19 protein-coding genes and 1 pseudogene are annotated in these 19,545 nt (G+C 62.2%); 9 read left to right on the forward strand and 11 right to left on the reverse strand.

The window, feature by feature from the left end; all coding sequences use genetic code 11:
• Positions 1-105, forward strand: a pseudogene (locus tag WA950_RS08700) (IS6 family transposase); the annotation flags it as partial.
• Between the two features lie 80 nt (positions 106-185).
• Here WA950_RS08700 and WA950_RS08705 read toward each other — a convergent pair.
• From WA950_RS08705 to WA950_RS08740, 8 genes are all read right to left on the reverse strand, one after another.
• A complete protein-coding gene (locus WA950_RS08705; RefSeq protein WP_424551313.1) occupies positions 186-1,217 on the reverse strand; it encodes an asparaginase in 1,032 nt (343 codons plus the stop codon).
• Positions 1,218-1,225: 8 nt separating this feature from the next.
• Positions 1,226-1,981, reverse strand: coding sequence for an amino acid ABC transporter ATP-binding protein (locus WA950_RS08710; protein ID WP_424551314.1), 756 nt, complete (start codon positions 1,979-1,981; stop codon positions 1,226-1,228).
• A complete protein-coding gene (locus WA950_RS08715) occupies positions 1,965-3,416 on the reverse strand; it encodes an aspartate ammonia-lyase (RefSeq protein WP_424551315.1) in 1,452 nt (483 codons plus the stop codon). The genes WA950_RS08710 and WA950_RS08715 overlap by 17 nt, the downstream gene beginning before the upstream one ends.
• Before the next feature lie 8 nt (positions 3,417-3,424).
• Positions 3,425-4,438, reverse strand: coding sequence for an agmatinase (locus WA950_RS08720; RefSeq protein ID WP_424551316.1), 1,014 nt, complete (start codon positions 4,436-4,438; stop codon positions 3,425-3,427).
• A 13-nt stretch (positions 4,439-4,451) separates the two neighbouring features.
• Positions 4,452-5,276 (reverse strand): amino acid ABC transporter ATP-binding protein, encoded by an 825-nt coding sequence (locus WA950_RS08725; protein ID WP_424551317.1) that lies wholly within the window; start codon positions 5,274-5,276, stop codon positions 4,452-4,454.
• Positions 5,273-5,995: an amino acid ABC transporter permease gene (locus WA950_RS08730; RefSeq protein WP_424551318.1), complete on the reverse strand. Its 723-nt coding sequence runs from the start codon at positions 5,993-5,995 to the stop codon at positions 5,273-5,275. Before WA950_RS08730 ends, WA950_RS08725 begins: the two co-directional genes overlap by 4 nt.
• 3 nt (positions 5,996-5,998) lie before the next feature.
• Positions 5,999-6,658 carry an amino acid ABC transporter permease gene (locus WA950_RS08735; RefSeq protein ID WP_424551319.1) on the reverse strand — a complete coding sequence of 220 codons (660 nt, stop codon included), beginning with the start codon at positions 6,656-6,658 and terminating at the stop codon, positions 5,999-6,001.
• Positions 6,659-6,795: 137 nt separating this feature from the next.
• On the reverse strand, positions 6,796-7,638 hold the full coding sequence (locus WA950_RS08740) for a transporter substrate-binding domain-containing protein (protein ID WP_424551320.1): 843 nt from the start codon (positions 7,636-7,638) through the stop codon (positions 6,796-6,798).
• Between the two features lie 314 nt (positions 7,639-7,952).
• Between WA950_RS08740 and WA950_RS08745 the strand changes: the two genes are divergently transcribed.
• Positions 7,953-8,924, forward strand: a complete 972-nt coding sequence (locus WA950_RS08745; protein ID WP_424551331.1) for a LysR family transcriptional regulator — start codon at positions 7,953-7,955, stop codon at positions 8,922-8,924.
• Between the two features lie 166 nt (positions 8,925-9,090).
• On the opposite strand, the gene WA950_RS08750 is transcribed toward WA950_RS08745, so the two are convergent.
• From WA950_RS08750 to WA950_RS08760, 3 genes are all read right to left on the reverse strand, one after another.
• A complete protein-coding gene (locus tag WA950_RS08750) occupies positions 9,091-9,774 on the reverse strand; it encodes a cysteine hydrolase family protein (RefSeq protein ID WP_424551321.1) in 684 nt (227 codons plus the stop codon).
• 21 nt (positions 9,775-9,795) lie between these two features.
• A complete protein-coding gene (locus WA950_RS08755; protein ID WP_424551322.1) occupies positions 9,796-11,163 on the reverse strand; it encodes a purine-cytosine permease family protein in 1,368 nt (455 codons plus the stop codon).
• A gap of 340 nt (positions 11,164-11,503) precedes the next feature.
• Entirely contained in the window at positions 11,504-12,184 is a 681-nt protein-coding gene (locus WA950_RS08760; protein ID WP_424551323.1) for a GntR family transcriptional regulator, read from the reverse strand.
• A 102-nt stretch (positions 12,185-12,286) separates the two neighbouring features.
• Between WA950_RS08760 and WA950_RS08765 the strand changes: the two genes are divergently transcribed.
• The 7 genes from WA950_RS08765 to WA950_RS08795 are packed head-to-tail and all read left to right on the forward strand — an operon-like array spanning position 12,287 to position 18,989.
• A complete protein-coding gene (locus WA950_RS08765) occupies positions 12,287-12,886 on the forward strand; it encodes an amino acid synthesis family protein (protein WP_424551324.1) in 600 nt (199 codons plus the stop codon).
• Complete coding sequence (locus WA950_RS08770; RefSeq protein ID WP_424551325.1) at positions 12,861-13,652, forward strand: alpha/beta fold hydrolase; 792 nt, start codon at positions 12,861-12,863, stop codon at positions 13,650-13,652. The genes WA950_RS08765 and WA950_RS08770 overlap by 26 nt, the downstream gene beginning before the upstream one ends.
• 34 nt (positions 13,653-13,686) lie before the next feature.
• Complete coding sequence (locus WA950_RS08775; RefSeq protein ID WP_424551326.1) at positions 13,687-14,610, forward strand: flavin reductase family protein; 924 nt, start codon at positions 13,687-13,689, stop codon at positions 14,608-14,610.
• A 3-nt stretch (positions 14,611-14,613) separates the two neighbouring features.
• Positions 14,614-15,651, forward strand: coding sequence for an LLM class flavin-dependent oxidoreductase (locus WA950_RS08780; RefSeq protein WP_424551327.1), 1,038 nt, complete (start codon positions 14,614-14,616; stop codon positions 15,649-15,651).
• Positions 15,652-15,658: 7 nt separating this feature from the next.
• Entirely contained in the window at positions 15,659-17,122 is a 1,464-nt protein-coding gene (locus WA950_RS08785; RefSeq protein WP_424551328.1) for an aldehyde dehydrogenase, read from the forward strand.
• Positions 17,123-17,127: 5 nt separating this feature from the next.
• Positions 17,128-17,457, forward strand: coding sequence for an NIPSNAP family protein (locus WA950_RS08790; RefSeq protein WP_424551329.1), 330 nt, complete (start codon positions 17,128-17,130; stop codon positions 17,455-17,457).
• A 47-nt stretch (positions 17,458-17,504) separates the two neighbouring features.
• A complete protein-coding gene (locus WA950_RS08795; protein WP_424551330.1) occupies positions 17,505-18,989 on the forward strand; it encodes an NAD-dependent succinate-semialdehyde dehydrogenase in 1,485 nt (494 codons plus the stop codon).
• Positions 18,990-19,545: the final 556 nt, after the last annotated feature.

Raw genomic sequence — 19,545 nt, forward strand, 5'->3', positions numbered from 1 at the left:
CTGTGGCCGAAGAAGGGTTTTGGCTTTTCCGGCGAGTGGACCGTCAATGGTCAGAACGATCTGCTCGCCCGCCTCTTCGGACTTCAAAAGGTTAACAAAGCATGAAAATGCAACGGCTCAGGGTATCACCTCAACCTAACGGATAGTTTGCGACAAGCCCGACCGGAGGCTTCAGGTGTCCTATTTCATCGTGGTACGTTTACCTCGCCGTAGCCGTTATACCTCCCGAATAGATCAAACAATTCAGCGATTTCCTTTCTTTTCAGGCTGGCCTGCACGAGCGCGAGTACTATACGGGCTTTCGGCCCTCGAAGCCGGCCGGCGAAAATTGCGCCTGCGTCTTCCAGATCTCGACCCCCGCCGTCCCCATAGACCGGCAGGACACGGCCTTGTGGGCACCGAGAGGTTACGACGGTGACAATGCCTGCCGTCGCTGCCCGCTTGACGGCGGCCACCACCTGCGGCGTGGCATTGCCGCGGCCGAACGCCTCCAGCACGATGCCGCGGGCGCCACTTGTCACCGCCGCGTCGAACAGGCGGCTATCGGCGCCCATTGCAAGGGTAATCAGATCGACACGGGTATCGATCTGATCTGCCTTGACCACTGGATAATTCGTGCGCCGGCGGCTCAACAGGACCGCGCCGTTATCGACGACGCCTAGCGGACCGAAATCGGACGACGCGTAAGCTGCGACATCCGAGGTGTGGACTTTTGTGGCATCGATCGCGGACAGGACCTGCCCGCCAAACACGACCAGAACACCCATGTTCCGCGCGTCGGGAGAGGCTGCCACGCGAATTGCATCGGCCAAGTTGCGCGGTCCATCGGCGTCGCGTTCATCCATGCCGCGCTGTGCCCCGGTGAACACAACGGGCTTGGACGAAGCAATCACGAGGCTTGCCAGAAAGGCGCTTTCCTCCAGGGTGTCTGTGCCATGGGTGACAACGCAACCGCAGACGGTATCGTCTCTGATCAGCTCTGCAATACGCCGCGCCAGGCGCAAGGACGTCTCAAGATCGATCCGGTTGCTGCCAAGATTGCAGAACTCTTCCAGCACCAGGTCGACCGGCGGGGCCAAGCTGCCGAGTGTTGCAACCAGTTCCTCGCCCGTTCCAACGCTCGTCATGGCCCGCGCACGCGGATCGTAACGCGATGCGATGGTGCCACCGGTCGAAACGACGAGAATTTTCGGGCGACGGGAACCGTTCGTGTTCATGGCGGTACCTAATGCAGGATCTGGCTTAGGAAAAGCCGCGTGCGGTCGTGCTTTGGTGCATCGAAGAACGCCGCCGGTTTGGCGCATTCGATGATCTGGCCGCGGTCCATGAAGATCACACGGTCGGCGACACGCCGGGCAAAGCCCATTTCATGGGTGACGCAGATCATCGTCATGCCTTCCTCGGCAAGGCCGATCATCGTGTCGAGAACCTCTCCCACCATTTCCGGGTCGAGCGCCGAGGTCGGCTCGTCGAAGAGCATGATCTTCGGGTTCATGCAGAGCGAGCGCGCAATCGCGGTGCGTTGCTGCTGACCGCCGGAAATCTGTGAGGGATATTTGTGCGCGTGGTCCGAAATCCGGACACGCGACAGATAGACCATGGCGATTTCGTTGGCGGCCGTTCGGCTCATGCCCCGCACCGACATCGGTGCGAGGGTGCAGTTTTCGAGGAGCGTCAGATGCGGAAACAGGTTGAAGTGCTGGAAGACCATGCCGACTTCGCGCCGCACCTCGTCCACCGATTTTGCATCGTCGGTGAGCGCGATGCCATCGACGGTGATCTGGCCGTCCTGAAACTGCTCCAGACGGTTGAGACAGCGGATCAAGGTGGATTTTCCCGAGCCGGACGGCCCGCAGATCACCACACGCTCGCCCTTGGCCACGTCAAAATCGATATCCTTGAGCACCTGGAAGGATCCGTACCACTTGCTGACGGACCGCATGACGACGGCAGCGTCGGGGGATTTAGCCGGCATGAGCATCGATCGGTTCCTCGTTTTGTGTTTCCTGCGGTATTGCCATGCTCAAGGGATCGAGCAGGATCTCCAGCGCGCCGGCATCCAGTCCCAGTGACACCGCAACCTCCATGACGGTTCGCCCGGAGGCGAGCGCCTCCTTGGCGATATCGGCGGCCTTGGTATAGCCGACGACCGGCACGAGCGCCGTGGCAAGCGCGATGCTGCCCAGTGCGCCGGCGCGGCAACGCTCTTCATCCGCTTCGATGTCCCCCACGCAACGCTCGGCGAGATTGCTCATCGCCCGGCCGAGCAGCCGCATCGAGGTCAGCAGATTGTAGACGATCAGCGGCTCGAAGGCGTTGAGCTGCAATTGGCCTCCCTCGGCCGCCATGGTCACCGTAAGGTCGTTGCCGATCACCTGATAGCAGACCTGATTGACCGATTCCGGAATGACCGGATTGACCTTGCCGGGCATGATCGACGATCCGGGCTGCACAGGCGGCAACCGGATTTCGCCCAGTCCGCTGCGCGGCCCGCTCGACAGCAGCCGCAGGTCATTGCAGATCTTCGATAGCTTGACCGCGATCCGCCGCAGGATGCCGGAGAACGTCACGAAGGCGCCGGTGTCCCAACTCGCCTCGAGAAGGTTGCTGGCGGCCTTCAGCTCATGGCCTGATATCGTCGATAATTCGGCAATGGCGCGTTCGGCATAGGCGTGCGACGCGTTGATGCGGGTGCCGACGGCGGTGCCGCCAAGATTCACTTCCTGGAAGAACGAAGCGACCTCCTCCAGCCGAGCCGTGTCTTCCCGGAGCGTTGCCGCAAAGGCTTCGAATTCCTGCCCCAGCGTGATCGGGACCGCATCCTGCAGCTGCGTGCGGCCGATCTTGACCGTCTTGGAGAACGCACGTCCCTTTTCCTCGAAAGCGGCGATCAGCGTGGCAAGCGCTGCCTGAAGGTCGGTACGGCTGAGCAGCAGAGCCAGTCTGATCGCCGTCGGATAGACGTCGTTGGTCGACTGGGACATGTTCACGTCATCGTTGGGATGAAGCGTCTGATATTCGCCCTTCGGCCGGCCGAGATGCTCGAGCGCACGATTGGCGATGACCTCGTTGGCATTCATGTTGCTCGACGTGCCGGCTCCGCCCTGGAAGACGTCGACGACGAACGGTTCCATCAGCCGCCCACCGATGATGTCGTCGCAGGCCTTCACGATTGCCCCGACTTTCGGCTCGGGAAGCTGCCCTGCCGCATGATTGGCAATGGCGGCGGCCTTCTTGACCATGGCAAGGGCGCGAACCAGCGTTGGAAAGTGGCTGAGCGCAATATCGGACAGCGAGAAATTCTCGACGGCCCGCAGCGTCTGGATGCCGAAATAGGCGTCTGCGGGGATATCCCGCTCGCCCAGCGAATCCCGCTCGCGCCGGGTGCGCGAGCGGTTGTCTTCGTGTGCGGCCATGACGGATCTCAGGCCGCTGCGTGCGCCGGGCTTACGACCTTCGTGGCGCCCGCTTCGAGTTCCGACTTGGTTCCGAAATAGTCTGCCCGCACGGCCGCGCCGATCAGGTTGACGAAGAACCGGCCAGCAGCGATCGCGGTCAGCTGGTTGACGTCCTTGGAGGGCGTGATCTCGACGATGTCCATGCCGACGACGCGGCCCTTCTTGACGAGACCGTGCAGGAGCTTGCGGGTCTGGGCATAGGTCACGCCGGCAAGTGCGGGACCTGCGACAGCTGGCATCACCGAGGGATCGATGCCGTCGGCATCGATGGTGATGTAGTAGCGGCCGCCATCGGGAATGCGGTCGAGGATGGCGTCCATGCCGACATCGTGCAGCTCATAGGCGGTGATGATGTTCGAGCCGTAGGCCATGGCAGCCTCGTATTCTTCCGGGCGCGCGGTGCCCTGGGCGCGGATGCCGATCTGGAAGATGTCCTTGACATGCGCCATCTCGGAGGCGCGGCGGATCGGGCTCGACAGGCCGTCATGCACGCCGTTGATCTGGTCGCGCCAGTCGAGATGCGCGTCGATCTGGATCAGCGTGATCGGGCCCTGATCGTCGTAGGCGCGCAGCACCGGGATCGGAATGCCGTGGTCGCCGCCGATGATCAGGGGCAGCGCACCGGCGGCCAGGATCTTGCGAACTGCCGCTTCCGCGTTGCGGTAGTGGGCGCCCGGGTCCTTCGGATCGCCGACCACGTCGCCGCAATCCACAGCCTTGATCGCGCGGTCGTCATAGAGCGGGCCGCCGACGTCGAAATCGTAGCGGTCGAGGTTACGCACGGCGCGGTCCGTCGCCTGACGCACGGCCGTCGGCGCACGCGTTTGGTCGTTGGTCACTTCGTCGATCGTGTAGGCCGAACCGTAGGGAATGCCGAGGAAGGCAACGTGAGCATCCAGCGTGTCGAGATCGGTATGCACCTTGGAATAGAGCATGCTGGTGTGGCCGTGCTTGGGTGCGGAGGTGAGCTGTTTGGTCATTTCGCAGTCCTTCTTAGTGGATGTGTGGTTCGGCGACGGACGATGAAGCGCCGCGCGGCGTTGGCTGGTCGGATGTGATCTGCGAGAGAAATTCGCGCAGACGCGGATTGCTGGGGTTGGACAGCACGTCGTTTGACGGGCCGGATTCGGCAACGACGCCCCGATCGAGGAAGACCACCCGGTCGGCGACATGGCGCGCAAAACCGATTTCGTGCGTCACGATGACCATCGTCATGCCGGAATCGGCAAGTTCACGGAGGAACACCAGGACGTCCTTGACGATTTCCGGGTCCAGCGCCGAGGTGGGTTCGTCGAACAGCATCAGCTCCGGCCCCATGGCCAGCGCACGCGCTATGGCAACGCGTTGCTTCTGGCCGCCCGAGAGCGAGGATGGGAACATGTTGGCCTTGTCGCGCAGGCCGAAGCGCTGCAACAGGGTGAGGGCCTGCGCTTCCGCTTCCGCACGGGGACGCTTCTGGACCTTGATCGGCCCCTTGACGATGTTTTCCAGAACGCTGAGATGCGGCCACAGATTGAACTGCTGGAAGACGAAGCCCATTTTCGGGCGCTTGCGGTCGATCTCGCCATGCGACTGCATGCGCACCTTGCCGCCGGGTTTCGGCTCACGTCCGATATAGTCGCCGGCGACCTCGACAAAGCCGCTGTCGGGTACGGTCAGATGGTTGATGCAGCGCAGAAGCGTGCTCTTGCCACAACCGCTGGGGCCGATGATGCAGACGACTTCGCCTGCCGTCACGTCGAAGCTGATATCGCGCAACGCCGTGGCACTGCCAAAGCTCTTGGCGAGATTGGAAACCTTGAGGAGGGTCTTGCTCATGCCGGCCTCCGTGCGCCGATCAACAGATACTTGTCCGCCAGACTGGTGCGCGCCTGATGGCCGCCCTGCGCGGCGCCGAACGCCTTTTCCGTGCGATGCATGAAGTAGGCGAAGATCGCGGTGACGACCCAGTAGATGGCTGCGGTGGCCAGGAAGACTTCGAACGGTGCGAAGGTTTCCCCCTGCACGACGAGCCCCTGATAGGTCAGCTCGGCAACCGTGATGGTGCTGAGCACCGAGGTTTCCTTGACCATCGAGATGCTGGTGTTGGTCGACGGCGGCAGCAGCAGGCGCACGGTCTGTGGAGCGACGATTTCCCACAGGCCCCGGAAATAGGACATGCCGATGGCCCGAGCCGCCTCCATCTGCCCCTTCGGCACCGCGAGGATCGCGCCGCGGATGATCTCGGCGAAATACGAGCTGGCGAAGAAGGCGAGCGCGATCGTGCCGACGATGGCTTCCGGCAGGCGGATGTTGAAGAACGGCAGCCCGTAGAAGAACAGGTAGAGCACGACGATGAAGGGGATGTTGCGGAACCATTCGACATAGGCGGTCGCGATCCAGCGCAGGACCCCGCGATGGGACAGCGCCATAAGCGCGACCGGTATGGAGATCACGAAACCGATTGCGATGGCCGTTACGGCGCTGGCGATCGTCAGCCATGTGCCGCGGGCGAAAAGCGCCCAGTTGTCGAGAATGACATTGAAATCGAAGGCCATGACTTACCCCCTGCGCGCTGAGAAGCGCGTCTCCAGAGCCCTGCCGCTCTGGCTGATGACGAAGTTGACCGCAAACAGGATGACCGCTGCGGCGAGCAGGGTTTCGAGCGGCCTGAAGGAGGCATTCGCCACCTGCTGCGCGGTGCGCAGCACTTCCACCACGGTGATGACCGACAGCAGGGCCGTTCCCTTGACGATCGTCGTGAGTTCGTTGACCAGCGGCGGCATGATGCGGATGTAGAGCTGCGGCAGGATGACTTTCATCCAGATGGTCTTGCCCTTGATGCCAAGCGCAATGGCCGCCTCGATCGGGCCGGAATCCATGCCGGACAATCCGCCGCGCATGATCTCGGTGATGAAGATCGAGCTGTTGAAAGCGATGGCGAAAATACCCGCCTGGATCGGCGACAGGTCGAGACCGAGCGCCGGCAGGCCGTAGTAGAACAGGAATATCTGCACGAGGATCGGCGTTCCACGGATGAAGCTGATGACGACGCCGATCGCCGCATTGAGCGACCGGATGCCAAGCGTGCGCAGGATCGTCAGTGCCGTGCCGCCGATCAGCGCCAGCACCATGGCGACGAGGGCAATCGCCAGATTGACGCCCATGGCCGGCAGGAGTTGGGGAAAGGCACCGCCCAGGGCGGCAACGCTAAAGTCCATCGTCGTCTCCTTCGACGTCGGGGTGGATGGACCACCTGAAACGCCGCGCGTCCGCATGGACCCGCAAAAGGCGCTACAGGCGTGTGAAACGGTGACCGGCGACGATCCCGGAATGATCCGGGATCGTCCCGAAGGCGTTAGCGGGCGCCCTCCGGCAGGTAGTCCTTTTCGGGCAGGTCGTAGGTCATGCCCAGCCACTTCTGCTGCAATTCGGCCAGCTTGCCGCTTTGCTTGATCTTGAGCAGCGCCGCGTTGATCGCATCGCGCAGGTCCTGGTCCTCGGGACGCACGACCCAGGCATTGTAGCTCGGCACCACGGCGGCCTTGCCGACGAGTTCGAAGATGCCGGGCCTCTCGTTCATCAGGTTCTGCAGGACCGGCAGGCCGGCAAGCGCTGCATCCGACGTGCCATTGGCGACGGCAAGGAACGAGTCGTTGAAGGTCGGAAACAGTTTGAGATCGGCAAAGCCTTCGCCGCTGGCCTTCAGGCGCTCATCGAGCGCCTTGGCGACCGGATCGACTGCCGAAGCGAGCTGAGTCGACACGACCTTGCCCTTCAGGTCCTCGACCGTGGTGATATCGGTGTTGCCGGCCTTCTTCATGGCATAGGCGGTGCTGTCGGCGATCGGCATTGTGTAGGCATAGCGCTTGGCACGCTCCGGGTTGATGCCGACCGATGTGGCCACGAAGTCGAACTTGCCGGCGATCAGGCCCGGCAGGATGCCCTGGAAGGGCAGGTCGAGCTGTTCGACCTCGACACCCCACTGCTTGGCGATCTCGTCGAGCACATCCTTGCCGAAGCCGACGATCTGGCCGTCCTTGATGAATTCGAACGGCGGATAGGCGGCCTCGGTGCCGACGATCACCTTCTTCGTACGCTGGATCTTCTCGAGCGTGGTCTCGGCCAGGCCGGGCGCGGCGTAGGACGCTGCGCAGGCCAGGCCGAGTGCGATAATTCCGAAAATGCGTCTCTTGAACATGCGGTCATTCCTCCCAAAAACCATGACGTTGAGATACTGAAGACCGGTTTCGGGCGCAAACATAATGCGCTCAGGACATTCTGACGGAAACCTGACACAAGCTTCGATTCGTCCGTATGCAACAGCGGGAAATGCCGCCGCTTTCTTGGCGAAATACACACAAAACCAATATGTTGATATAGGGGTACCGCTTGACGAGCAGGAACATTTCGACCGCAAAGGCGGGATTGACGATGACCGATTTTTCTGAACTTCATGCGTTTGAGTCATGGAGCGGAGGTTCGAACATGGCAAAACCGCCTGTCAGCGACCCGATGGTGGTCCACCGCCTGGGCTTCGATCTTCAGGCGCTGGAGATTTTCGTGACGGTGTGCCGCACCGGCAGCATGACCACGGCTGCGGCCCAGACGGGCATGACGCAATCAGCGGTTTCGCGGCAGGTCCTCAATCTCGAGCAACGCCTCGGCGTGACGCTGGTCGAGCGGGGCGCGCGGCCGCTGAAGCCCACGCTTGCCGGCCAGAAACTCGTCAGCGCTGCGGAGCACCTGCTTGCGGAGGCAGCCGGCGTGCCGGCCCTCCTTCAGGGCGTCGATGTGGGTGTCATCCCGCAATTGCGTCTCGGCCTGATCGACTCCCTGTCCGATCCACTTGTGCCTATCCTGATCAAGTCGCTTCGCGACCGGGTGGCCTCGATCTCGGTCGCCACCGGTTTCATGGAGCCGCTGCGCCAGCGGTTGCTGAAGCGCGAACTCGATGCCGTCATCTCTGCCGATCCGTTCGACGACGTCGACGGCTTCGAGCGGTTCGAGCTGTTCCAGGAGCAATTCGTCGTCGTGGTGTCGCGCGGCGAGCCGCCCTTCGGCGACGAGGCGGAGTTTCGCAATTTCGCCCAGCGTTTTCCGATGATCCGCTCGGGCACGACCACGGGGATAGCCCAGCGCGTCGATCAGCATTTCCGGCGCATGCGACTGGAGGTGCCGCACGCCTTTTCCTGCGAAACGATCGAATCCATCATCAGCCTCGTCGCATCGGGGATCGGCTGGTCGATCCTGACGCCGGTCTGTGTGCGTAAATGTATCGCGCTTGCGCCGGCGATCCAGGTTCTGCAACTGCCCGGCGCCGGCTTTTCGCGGCATATCTATCTGGTCGTCCGGCGCGGCGAATTTGGAAGTTTCGCCAAGCAGCTTGCCACGCTGTGCCGGCGGACCGTCCAGAAAAGCTACATGCCGCAACTCCTGGCGATCGCCCCCTGGATGGCGACCGGAATTACAGTGGCCCAAAATTGAGCTTTTACATGCGGCGCCATTGACGATGATGGAGCGCCCTCGCCCGCATTGGAGATGCGCACCGCCATATATGAAGCACCTCTGATGGGGTGATGAGTAGCGCACGCCGATCGTCGTCGGACCCATGCAGAGGCGAGAGGTCCGTCGACCCTCCGCTATGGCCTTTTCATCCTCGCAGCGTCTCTATCCAGTGCACAATGGTAGTTGCATCCGCGACCCATCCAAAATTCTTGTCCACGACATCCAGCATCGTCGCCGTGGCCTTCGGGTCATAGGTGGCAACGCCGTCGGTAACCACCACGGCAGGATAATGGAGCTGATAGGCTTGTCGAGCCGTGTCCTCGACACAGCACTCGGCCATGACCCCGGTGATAACAACGCCGTCGATCTCCCGATCCCGAAGGATCTCGTCGAGCGAGGTTCCTAGGAAGCCACCGTAACCCCGTTTGGTCAGCTGGATTTCATCGTCAGTCGGCGCCAATTCATCGATGACGGCGCAACAGTCCCGCATAGCATCGATATCCGCATAGTGACGCGGATGTCCGGGGCGACATCCCTTGATATCTTCGGCAAGTCCACGCGCCCAGGTAAACTTGTCCTGCATATGCCGGTAGGGGTCGTTTTCGACGCCGATCCACTTGAGGAACACGATCGGCAGGCCATGTGCCCGGAAGGCATCAAGCAGACGCTGTTGCGGCGGGATGGTTTCCCGGGCGGCTGGAACCTCGAACGGTGCGCCGGCGCGCACGAAATCGTTCTGCATATCGACCACCAGTAGCGCCGGCCGAGCGACGATGGGCAAGGTGTGTTGTGGCTGCACGGAAAAATCCTTCGGAGAAAGGAGCCGCATCGCTGCGGCTCCGCAAGGTGACTATCGTGTGGCAGCCGGGAGCGCACCCGTCCCGTTCAGCCGGGCGCGCATCGGGTAATAGTAGAGGCCGGCCCCGACGATCACACCGACGATCCACGCCAGATCGACATCGCCGAGATAGGCAGCGACGGGGCCGGTGTAATAGTACATCGAGATGAAGGGGATTTCCGCCAGAATCGCGGCAAGGAAGGCGCCGATCGCGATGGGATTGTAGCGCCCATATATGCCGTTCGGATCGAAAATATCCGCCACACTGTATTTGCCACGACGCAGCACATAGTAATCGACGAGGTTGATGGCCGTCCACGGGATCAGCGCATAGCTCATCAGGAAGATGAAGTTGAGGAACATCGTCGAAAAGTCGCCGTCGCCGAAATAGGACAGGACGGCATTGGCGATGGCGATGGCAATCATCACCACGGCCCTCTGCGTGGAGCCGAAACGCATGTTTCCGAAGGGCTGAATGGTCGTCACGACCGCCATGAACGCCCCGTAGAAATTGAACACGTTGATGCACAGCAGTGCGTAGACGATCAGCACGTAGAGAATCGGCGAGAAGCTGCCGAACAGCAGGGCGAGGCTGCCGCCGGAATTGTCGTTGAAAGTCGGAATCTGGACGGCCAGCAGCGCGCCGAGAAGCATCATGGCGAAGAGCGCCACAGCAATGCCGGCAAACGTGTACCAGAACACCTTCTTGGACGACACGTTGCTTGGCAGGTAGCGGGAATAGTCCGCGACATAGGGTGCGAAGGACAGGGCGAAGGTGCACGTCACGCCGATGCCGGCAAAGACGAGCGCCGGCTTCGTCGCCGTCGGCAGCCAATGTTCAAGGCCTGGCGCGTTGCTCAGCACGATCATGAACACGACCGCATAGACGACGCAGGTGATCCAGGTCAACCAGCGCTGGGTGTCGTGGATCAGCTTGTAGCCATAGAGCGCGATGACGAAACTGAGGAGCGTGAACGCAACGATCGGCACGACGCGCGGAACGTCCAGCACGCTGGTTACCGTCTGGGCGGCGAGCAGGGTGTTGCTCACGCTGAAGCCGAAATAGATAAACATGACGAAGAGCATCGGGATGATCGCACCCAGCACGCCGAACTGCGCCCGGGACTGGATCATTTGCGGAATACCGAGGCGCGGCCCCTGCACCGAATGCGACGCCACGAGGATCGTGCCGATCGAGACGCCGACGACGATCGAGAAGGCGGCCCAGAACAGGTTCAGGCCCATGCCGACAAGAAGCGCGCCGGTTACCAGCGAGGTCAGATTGACGTTCGCCCCGAACCAGACCGGAAACAGGTCGCGTTCTTTTCCGTATCGCTCTGCCTCGGGTATGAAGTCGATTGTACGCTGTTCGATTTCCATAGCTTAGCTCCCCCTCTATCGTAAGCCAGATGAAAGTAGGCGGTCAGCCCCATGCCTCCGGGCGACCACGGCCGCAGACGGCCTATTTGGTCGTCTATCATATGATGGTATGTTGGTATACCAAAAAAATGACGCATAACGTGTTTCTGCGGAAAATCCGGAAAGATGGGCGAACGCCTGTAAAAGGCGGTTCTGGGCGACCGGCACGACGGCTGGGCTGCTGCCTGCGGAGCAGGCAGACGCCCCGCCCCACAAGGGAAAGCAGGCTCGTCGGCGTCGCGCGATGGGATCGCGGCGGGAGGCGGTTATGTCAGGTCTGACATCGCCGCAGCCCGGCGCGTCAGACCAGAATGGTGCGGGCAATCGCCGCAGCTGCGCCGACATGGGCGCGACAGGCAGCGGCAGCCACGTCCGGATCGTTCGCGTCAATGGCGGCGAAAATCTCGCGGATCTGTGACGGGCCGGAGGCCATGCGGTTCGAGGTCGCGAGCGTCATGACGCGAAGGCGCGAAATCCGGCTGTTGAGGCGGCTGACGATTTCCCAGGCGATGTTGTGGCCGCCTGCCTCGAAGACGATCTTGTAGAATTCCGTGGTGGCGTCGAGGACGCCCAGCGGCGAATTCTGCCCCGACGTGCGCTCGAGTTCGACCATTGCTTTGCGCAACTGCTTCTTGACGTCGGGTCCGGCGACGCGGGCGCAATCGGCAACGGCGGTTGATTCGAGTGCGGCACGGATCTCGTAGATCTGCCGCGCATCGTTCCAGTCCAGCTTGGCGACGATCGGCCCCTGCTTGGCCAGCATCTCGACAAGGCCTTCCGCCTCGAGATGACGGATGACTTCCCGGATCACCGAGCGGGAAACGCCGAGCTGTTCGCAAAGGGTGCGCTCCACCAGGCGCACGCCCGGCTCGAACAGCCCGCCAATGATGGCGCGCCGCATGCGCTCGAGCGCGATCTCGCGAAGGGTGGTCGGCGGGCTCTCGATGCGGAGAGCGGCGATGGTGTCGGCGTTGTTGCTCATGCCGACATGCATAAACCCAAAAAAACTTTCGCACAACCGCTTGACACTTTGTCCGATGGTATACCAAGATACAAGCAGACAAAAAGACAGGAGTATGCCCCGATGACGCTTATCCGTAAAACGCTTCTGCATGTGGAGACGACGCTTGTCGAAGGCGGTCGGCAGGCGGCCCAGCCCCTCAAGCTGATTGCGGCAATGGCCGTGGTGAAGAACCCCTGGGCAGGCCGCGGCTTTGTGGAAGATCTCAAGCCGGAAATCCATGCTGTCGCGCCCATCCTCGGCGAACTGCTGACGAAGATGATCATCGACGAGGCGGGCTCCGGCGAAGCGGTCGAAGCGTACGGCAAGTCGGCCGTTGTCGGCCTTGACGGCGAACTCGAGCACGCATCCGCTCTCATTCACACGCTGCGTTTCGGCAACCACTATCGCAACGCCGTCGGCGCAAAGTCCTATCTCGCCTTCTGCAACACCCGCGGCCCGGCAAACGCGCCGATCATGATCCCGCTGATGGACAAGAACGACGAAGGCCGCCGCTCCCATTACCTGACCATCCAGTGCGCGATGCCCGATGCACCGTCCGCAGACGAAATCGTCGTCGCCCTCGGCGCTTCCATCGGCGGCCGGCCGCATCATCGCATCGGCGATCGATACCAGGATCTCAAGGAGCTGGGTCACGATGTTGCCAACCCTGCAGCGGTGTAATACCCCTTCCGGAGCGGCCTACGTACAGCGGGGCGCGGGGGATGAGACCCTCGTCCTCGTTCACGGCGTGGGCATGCGGGTCGAGGCCTGGGGGCCGCAGATCGACCGGCTGGCAGACCATTGCCGCGTGATTGCGGTCGATCTTCCCGGCCACGGATTTTCGAATGCGCTCGCCGGCCCACCGGAACTGCCCGGTTATGTCGCCTGGTTCCGGAGCTTTCTGGACGAGGTGGGTGTCGGACCGGTCAATGTCGCGGGCCATTCGATGGGCGCGCTGATTGCCGGCGGTCTCGCCGCCACGGCTCCCGGCCGCGTCAAACGGCTGGCGCTGCTGAACGGGGTTCACCGCCGCAGCATACAGGCGCGCAAGGCCGTGGAGGCACGGGCACGTGAGATCAGCTCCGGCGATTTCGACCGCGAGGCACCGCTGGCGCGCTGGTTCTCGGCGCAGGAGGCAGGGACCGACGCCTATGGGCTCGTTCGCGCTCTGCTGCAAGCCGTCGACCCGGCGGCCTATGCCGCCGCCTACACGGCCTTTGCGACGGGCGATTCGACCTATTCCGATTGCTGGCCGCAGGTGCCTTGCCCGGCGCTGTTCCTGACTGGGGATGGAGACCACAACTCGACCGCGGACATGGCACGGGAGATGGCGGCGGCCGCACCGCGGGGACGGGATGTCGTCGTCAAGGGCCACCGGCATATGGTGAACCTGACGGCGCCGGAGGCGGTGAACCGTGCATTGACCGAGTGGCTGGCTTTGCGCTGAGCATTTTGGTCCGCTGGACCTTGGGAGGAAGATTATGGAAATCGACGCAAGGGCGCTACGCGATGCGTTCGGCGCATTCTTAACCGGGGTGACGGTGGTCACGACCATTGACGATGCGGGCCTGCCGATCGGCTTCACCGCCAACAGCTTTGCAAGCGTCTCGCTCGACCCGCCGCTATTGCTCGTGTGCCTGGCCAAGACGTCACGCAACTACGATACGCTGACCAAGGCACCGGGTTTTGCCGTGAATATTCTTGCGGAAGGGCAGAAGGACGTCTCCAACACCTTTGCCCGCCCGGTCGAGGATCGCTTTGCCTCGGTCAAGTGGCAAAAGGGGCCGTTCGGCGCGCCGGTGTTCGCTGATGTGGCCGCCTGGTTCGATTGTGCGATGCACGATGTCGTCAATGCCGGCGACCACGTCATTCTCATCGGCCGGGTCGAGGGTTTCGATAACAATGGCACTACTGGGCTGGGATATGCCCGAGGCGGATATTTCACGCCGGCACTCGCTGAAAAGAGTCTTTTGGCCAATGTCGACGGCGGCATCCTGCTGGGTGCCGTCGCCGAGCGCGACGGCGCCATCCTGCTGGTGGACGATGGCAAGGGCGGCTGGACCCTACCCTTCGTCGAAAAGGCGGACAATGACGGCATGGAAGCTTTCGAGACCGCCGCTGCCGCCATCTTCGGCCCGCCATTGCAAACGGGCCTGCTCTATTCGGTCTATGAGGACACCAAGACCGGCCGCCAGCACGTCATCTATCGCGCCAGCCTCGGTGAAGGCCCTCTCAAGACCGGCCGGCTCTTTTCGCTACAGGACGTTCCGACAACAGCTGTACCCGACGGCGCCGTTCGCGAGCTCGTCCGACGCTACGCGCAGGAGAGTACGCTCGGAAATTTCGGCGTCTATTTCGGAAATCAGGAAAAGGGCCGCGTACACGCCGTGGCCGCAAAGAGGTAAACCATGAAATTCTCCCTGTTTGTTCACATGGAGCGGCTGGATGCTGCCCAGGACCATCAGGAACTCTACGAAGAGTTCGTCGCGCTCTGTGAAATCGCCGACAAGGGCGGCATGCATGCGATCTGGACCGGCGAACACCATGGTATGGATTTCACCATCGCGCCCAATCCGTTCATCAACATCGCCGACCTCGCCCGCCGCACCAAGAATGTGCGCCTGGGCACCGGCACGGTGATTGCGCCGTTCTGGCATCCGATCAAGCTTGCCGGCGAAGCGGCGATGACGGACATCATTACCAATGGACGTCTCGACGTCGGCATTGCACGCGGTGCCTACAGCTTTGAATATGAACGCCTCCTGCCTGGCCTCGATGCCTGGGGTGCCGGCCAGCGGATGCGCGAACTCATCCCGGCTGTGAAGGGCATCTGGGCGGGCGACCACACCCATGACGGCGAGTTCTGGAAATTCCCGAAGACCAGTTCCGCGCCGAAGCCCGTGCAACAGCCCCACCCGCCGATCTGGGTTGCCGCGCGCGATCCGAACAGCCACGAATTCGCGGTTGCCAACGGCTGCAACGTGCAGTGCACGCCCCTTGCCAGTGGCGAAGCTGAAATCGCCAGCCTCATGGACCGCTTCAATGCGGCTTGCGAAAAGGCAACCGGCGTGCCCCGGCCGAAGATCATGCTGCTCCAGCATACCTATGTCGGTTCCGACGAGGCCGATGTCGCCCAGGCGGCGGACGAGGTCAGCACTTACTACAATTACTTCTTCGCCTGGTTCAAGAACGAGCGGCCGATCAGCCAAGGCCTGATCGAGCGCCTGAGCGAGGAGGAGCTAGCCGCCAATCCCAACCTGACGCCGCAGAAAATGCGCGAAAACATGCCGATCGGCACGGCAGACGAGGTCATCGGGCGCTTGAAGGCCTATGAGGATCTCGGCTACGACGAATATTCCTTCTGGATCGACACCGGCATGAGCTTCGAGCGCAAGAAGGCATCGCTCGAACGCTTCATCGCCGACGTCATGCCGGCATTCCGCTGAGGCCCCCATGCAAACCTTCCAGCACTACATAGACGGGACCTTCGAGGACGGATCGGCCCGGTTCGATTCCGTCGATCCTGCGACCGGCAAGGCCTGGGCGACGATGCCCGAAGCACGGGAAGACGATGTCGACCGCGCGGTAAAGGCGGCGGGCCGCGCCCTCTGGAGCGGCGACTGGCCGGCGATGACCGCCACCGCGCGCGGCAAGCTGCTCTACCGCCTCGCCGACCTGGTACAGGCCAATGCGCCCCGCCTTGCCGAACTGGAGACGCGCGACACCGGCAAGATCATCCGCGAGACCTCGGCGCAGATCGCCTATGTCGCGGACTATTATCGCTACTATGCCGGCCTCGCCGACAAGATCGAGGGCGCGACGCTCGCCATCGACAAGGCGGACATGGATGTCTGGACACGGCGCGAGCCCGTCGGCGTGGTGGCGGCGGTGGTGCCGTGGAACAGCCAGCTGTTCCTCTCAGCCGTCAAGATCGGCCCGGCGCTCGCCGCTGGCTGCACGCTCGTCGTCAAGGCTTCGGAGGACGGCCCAGCGCCGCTGCTGGAGTTCGCACGGCTGGTGCACGAGGCAGGCTTCCCGCCGGGTGTTGTCAACATCCTGACCGGCTTCGGCCCCGCCTGCGGCAGCGCGCTGACCCGCCATCCGGGCGTCGACCACATCGCCTTCACGGGCGGCCCAGCGACCGCTGCCGCCGTGGTGCGCAACTCGGCAGAAAACCTGGCGACGACCTCGCTGGAACTCGGCGGCAAGTCGCCCTTCATCGTCTTTGCCGATGCCGATCTGGAAAGCGCTGCCAATGCGCAGGTCGCCGGGATTTTCGCGGCGACCGGACAGAGCTGCGTGGCAGGCTCACGCCTTATCGTCGAAGCTTCTGTGAAGGACCAGTTCGTGGCCATTCTCAAAGCGAAAGCAGAGGCTATCCGCATCGGTTCGCCGCTCGACATGGCGACGGAGGTCGGCCCGCTCTGCACGCGTCGGCAACGCGACCATATCGAGACGGTGGTGAAAGCCTCGCTGGAGGCCGGTGCAAGGCTTGTGACCGGCGGCCGGAATGCAGAGGGTGAAGGGTTCTACTACATGCCCACCATTCTCGACTGCGACGGCGTTTCCGCAACTTCGGTTGAAACGGAACTGTTTGGACCGGTCCTCTCCGTTCTCTCCTTCGCGACGGAAGAAGAGGCGGTACAGCTAGCGAACGCAACGCCCTACGGGCTCGCCTCCGGCGTCTTCACGCGCAACCTTGCCCGCGCCCATCGCATGATCAAACGCATCCGCGCCGGCATCGTCTGGGTCAACACCTACCGTGCGGTCTCACCGATCGCGCCTTTTGGTGGATACGGCCATTCAGGTCAAGGGCGCGAGGGGGGCCTTGCTGCCGCGCTCGACTACACCAAGACCAAGACGGTGTGGCTTAGAACATCCGACGACCCGATCCCCGATCCCTTCGTGATGCGGTGAACGCCATGTATGTCGAGATCCGCACCTACCGGCTGAAAAACGGTGGCATACCCGAATACCTAAAAGTGGTCGGTGAAACCGGCATCGCCATCCAGAGGAAACACCTCGGCAACCCCGTCGGTTACTTCTCCTCGGAAATTGGGCCGATCAACGAGATCGTCCACATCTGGAGTTTCGACAGTCTGGATGACCGCCAGGCGCGCCGCGCGCGTCTGGCCGCCGACCCTGACTGGCGGGCCTTCCTGCCAAAAATTCGCGACCTGATCGTCACGGCGGAGAACAAGATCATGATTCCCACCGCGTTTTCACCGCAAGGCGGCACCGCTCCGGCATGAATGCCTGACCCCGATGATGACATTTCTGCGCTGGAGCTGAGCATATCATGGCAATTTCTGACCTCCTCTCGTCGAGGCTGATCGATCCGAGCCTTGCCACCGACCGGGCACCGGTGGCCGGCGAATGGCTGGACGGCGCCGGCACGTCCGGCACATTCGACGTCTCCAATCCTTCGACCGGCGACGTCATCGCGACACTTCCCAATTGCGACCGAGCCCATGCCGCGCGGGCGATCGATGCGGCTCATGCGGCGCAGAAAGTTTGGGCCGCGACGACCGCAAAGGAGCGCGCGACAGTGCTGCGCAGGCTGCACGACCTGATGGTCGCCCATGCCGACGATCTCGCCGTCATCCTCACCATGGAGATGGGCAAGCCGCTTGCCGAGGCGCGTGGCGAAATCCTCTACGGTGCGTCCTATGTCGAATGGTTCGGGGAAGAGGCCAAGCGCGCCTATGGCGACACGATCCCCGGCCACCACCGCGACAAGCGCATCCTGGTCGTCAAACAGCCGGTGGGCGTGGTGGCAGCCATCACCCCCTGGAATTTTCCCAATGCCATGCTCGCCCGCAAGCTCGCCCCGGCGCTGGCCGCCGGTTGCGCCATGGTCATCAAACCGGCCGTCGAAACGCCGCTATCCGCCCTGGCGCTGGCCGCGCTCGCGGAGCGTGCCGGCGTTCCTGCCGGTCTAGTCAGCGTCATCCCGACCAAAAACGCCGCCACGATCGGACAGGAGTTCACCTCGAACGACAAGGTGCGCAAACTGACCTTCACCGGATCGACCGAAGTCGGCCGCATCCTGATGCGGCAAGGCGCCGATCAAATTCTGAAATTCGGCCTGGAACTCGGTGGTAACGCCCCCTTCATCGTCTTCGACGACGCCGATCTCGATGCGGCGGTGGAAGGAGCAATGGTCTCGAAATACCGCAACAACGGCCAGACCTGTGTTTGCGCCAACCGCTTCTATGTCCAAGCCGGCGTCTATGAGGCTTTTGCCGCGAAACTTGCCGCACGGGTGGCGGCGATGAGGGTCGGCGATGGCTTCGATGCCGGCGTCGATGCTGGCCCGCTTATCGACACGAAGGCTTTGGCGAAGGTCGAGGAACACGTCGCTGACGCTGTGGCGCACGGTGCGCAGGTCATCACCGGCGGCCTACGGCACAAGCGGGGTGGCCTGTTCTTCCAGCCGACGGTTCTGACCGGCGTGACATCCCGGATGAAGGTGTCCCGCGAGGAAACGTTCGGCCCTGTCGCGCCGCTGTTTCGCTTCAACACCGAGGAAGAGGCGATCACTCTTGCCAACGATACCGAATTCGGCCTCGCCGCCTATTTCTACGCCAACGATCTGTCGCGGGTGTTCCGGGTGGGCGAAGCACTGGAATACGGCATGGTGGGCATCAATACCGGGCTGATCTCTACGGAAGTGGCTCCGTTCGGGGGCGTCAAGCAATCCGGCCAAGGCCGCGAGGGGTCCAAATACGGCTTGGATGACTATCTCGAAATCAAGTATCTTTGCTTGGGACTTTCGTCTTAACGTTCGTAGACAAAGGCTGACTTCCCAATCGGACCATGTGCAGATTTTTCTCCAATTCGGGGGCAGTATAGGCCGTTTATCGGACGCAGACCTATGATCGCGCGCTGATCCAACGAGCGCTGAAAGGTTGGAGCTACCACGCGATGTGGTGAGCCACGCATAACGATGATGGAGCATTCAAGGCTCGGGGCGTAGAAGGACGGGCGTTGGTATGTCGATTCGGCGGCGGAGATGGTCATTGCGCGCGTGGCCGACCAACCTGAGGGGCACCACCGATGACCGACGACATGATGAACCTGCGCTCGCTAGGGTCAGGACCCATTGATTGGAATTGACGGCTATGATTCAGACGGGTGTATAGGAGCCTGACTGATGAGTAATTTGTTTTGGCTGACGGACGAGCAAATGGCTCGTCTTCAGCTCTATTTCCGGGCCTGTCGCAAATTTTCGTGGTTAACGCGCTGTTGACCATAGGCGAGGAAATTGTCGTTCCCAATGTCGTGGGCACACAAATGATTCTGAATGCCATTGCCGAGAAGCTGAAGCGCCAGTCGAA

Origin of the sequence: Shinella sp., assembly GCF_049651085.1 — a bacterium.
In the GTDB taxonomy this organism is placed as follows: domain Bacteria; phylum Pseudomonadota; class Alphaproteobacteria; order Rhizobiales; family Rhizobiaceae; genus Shinella.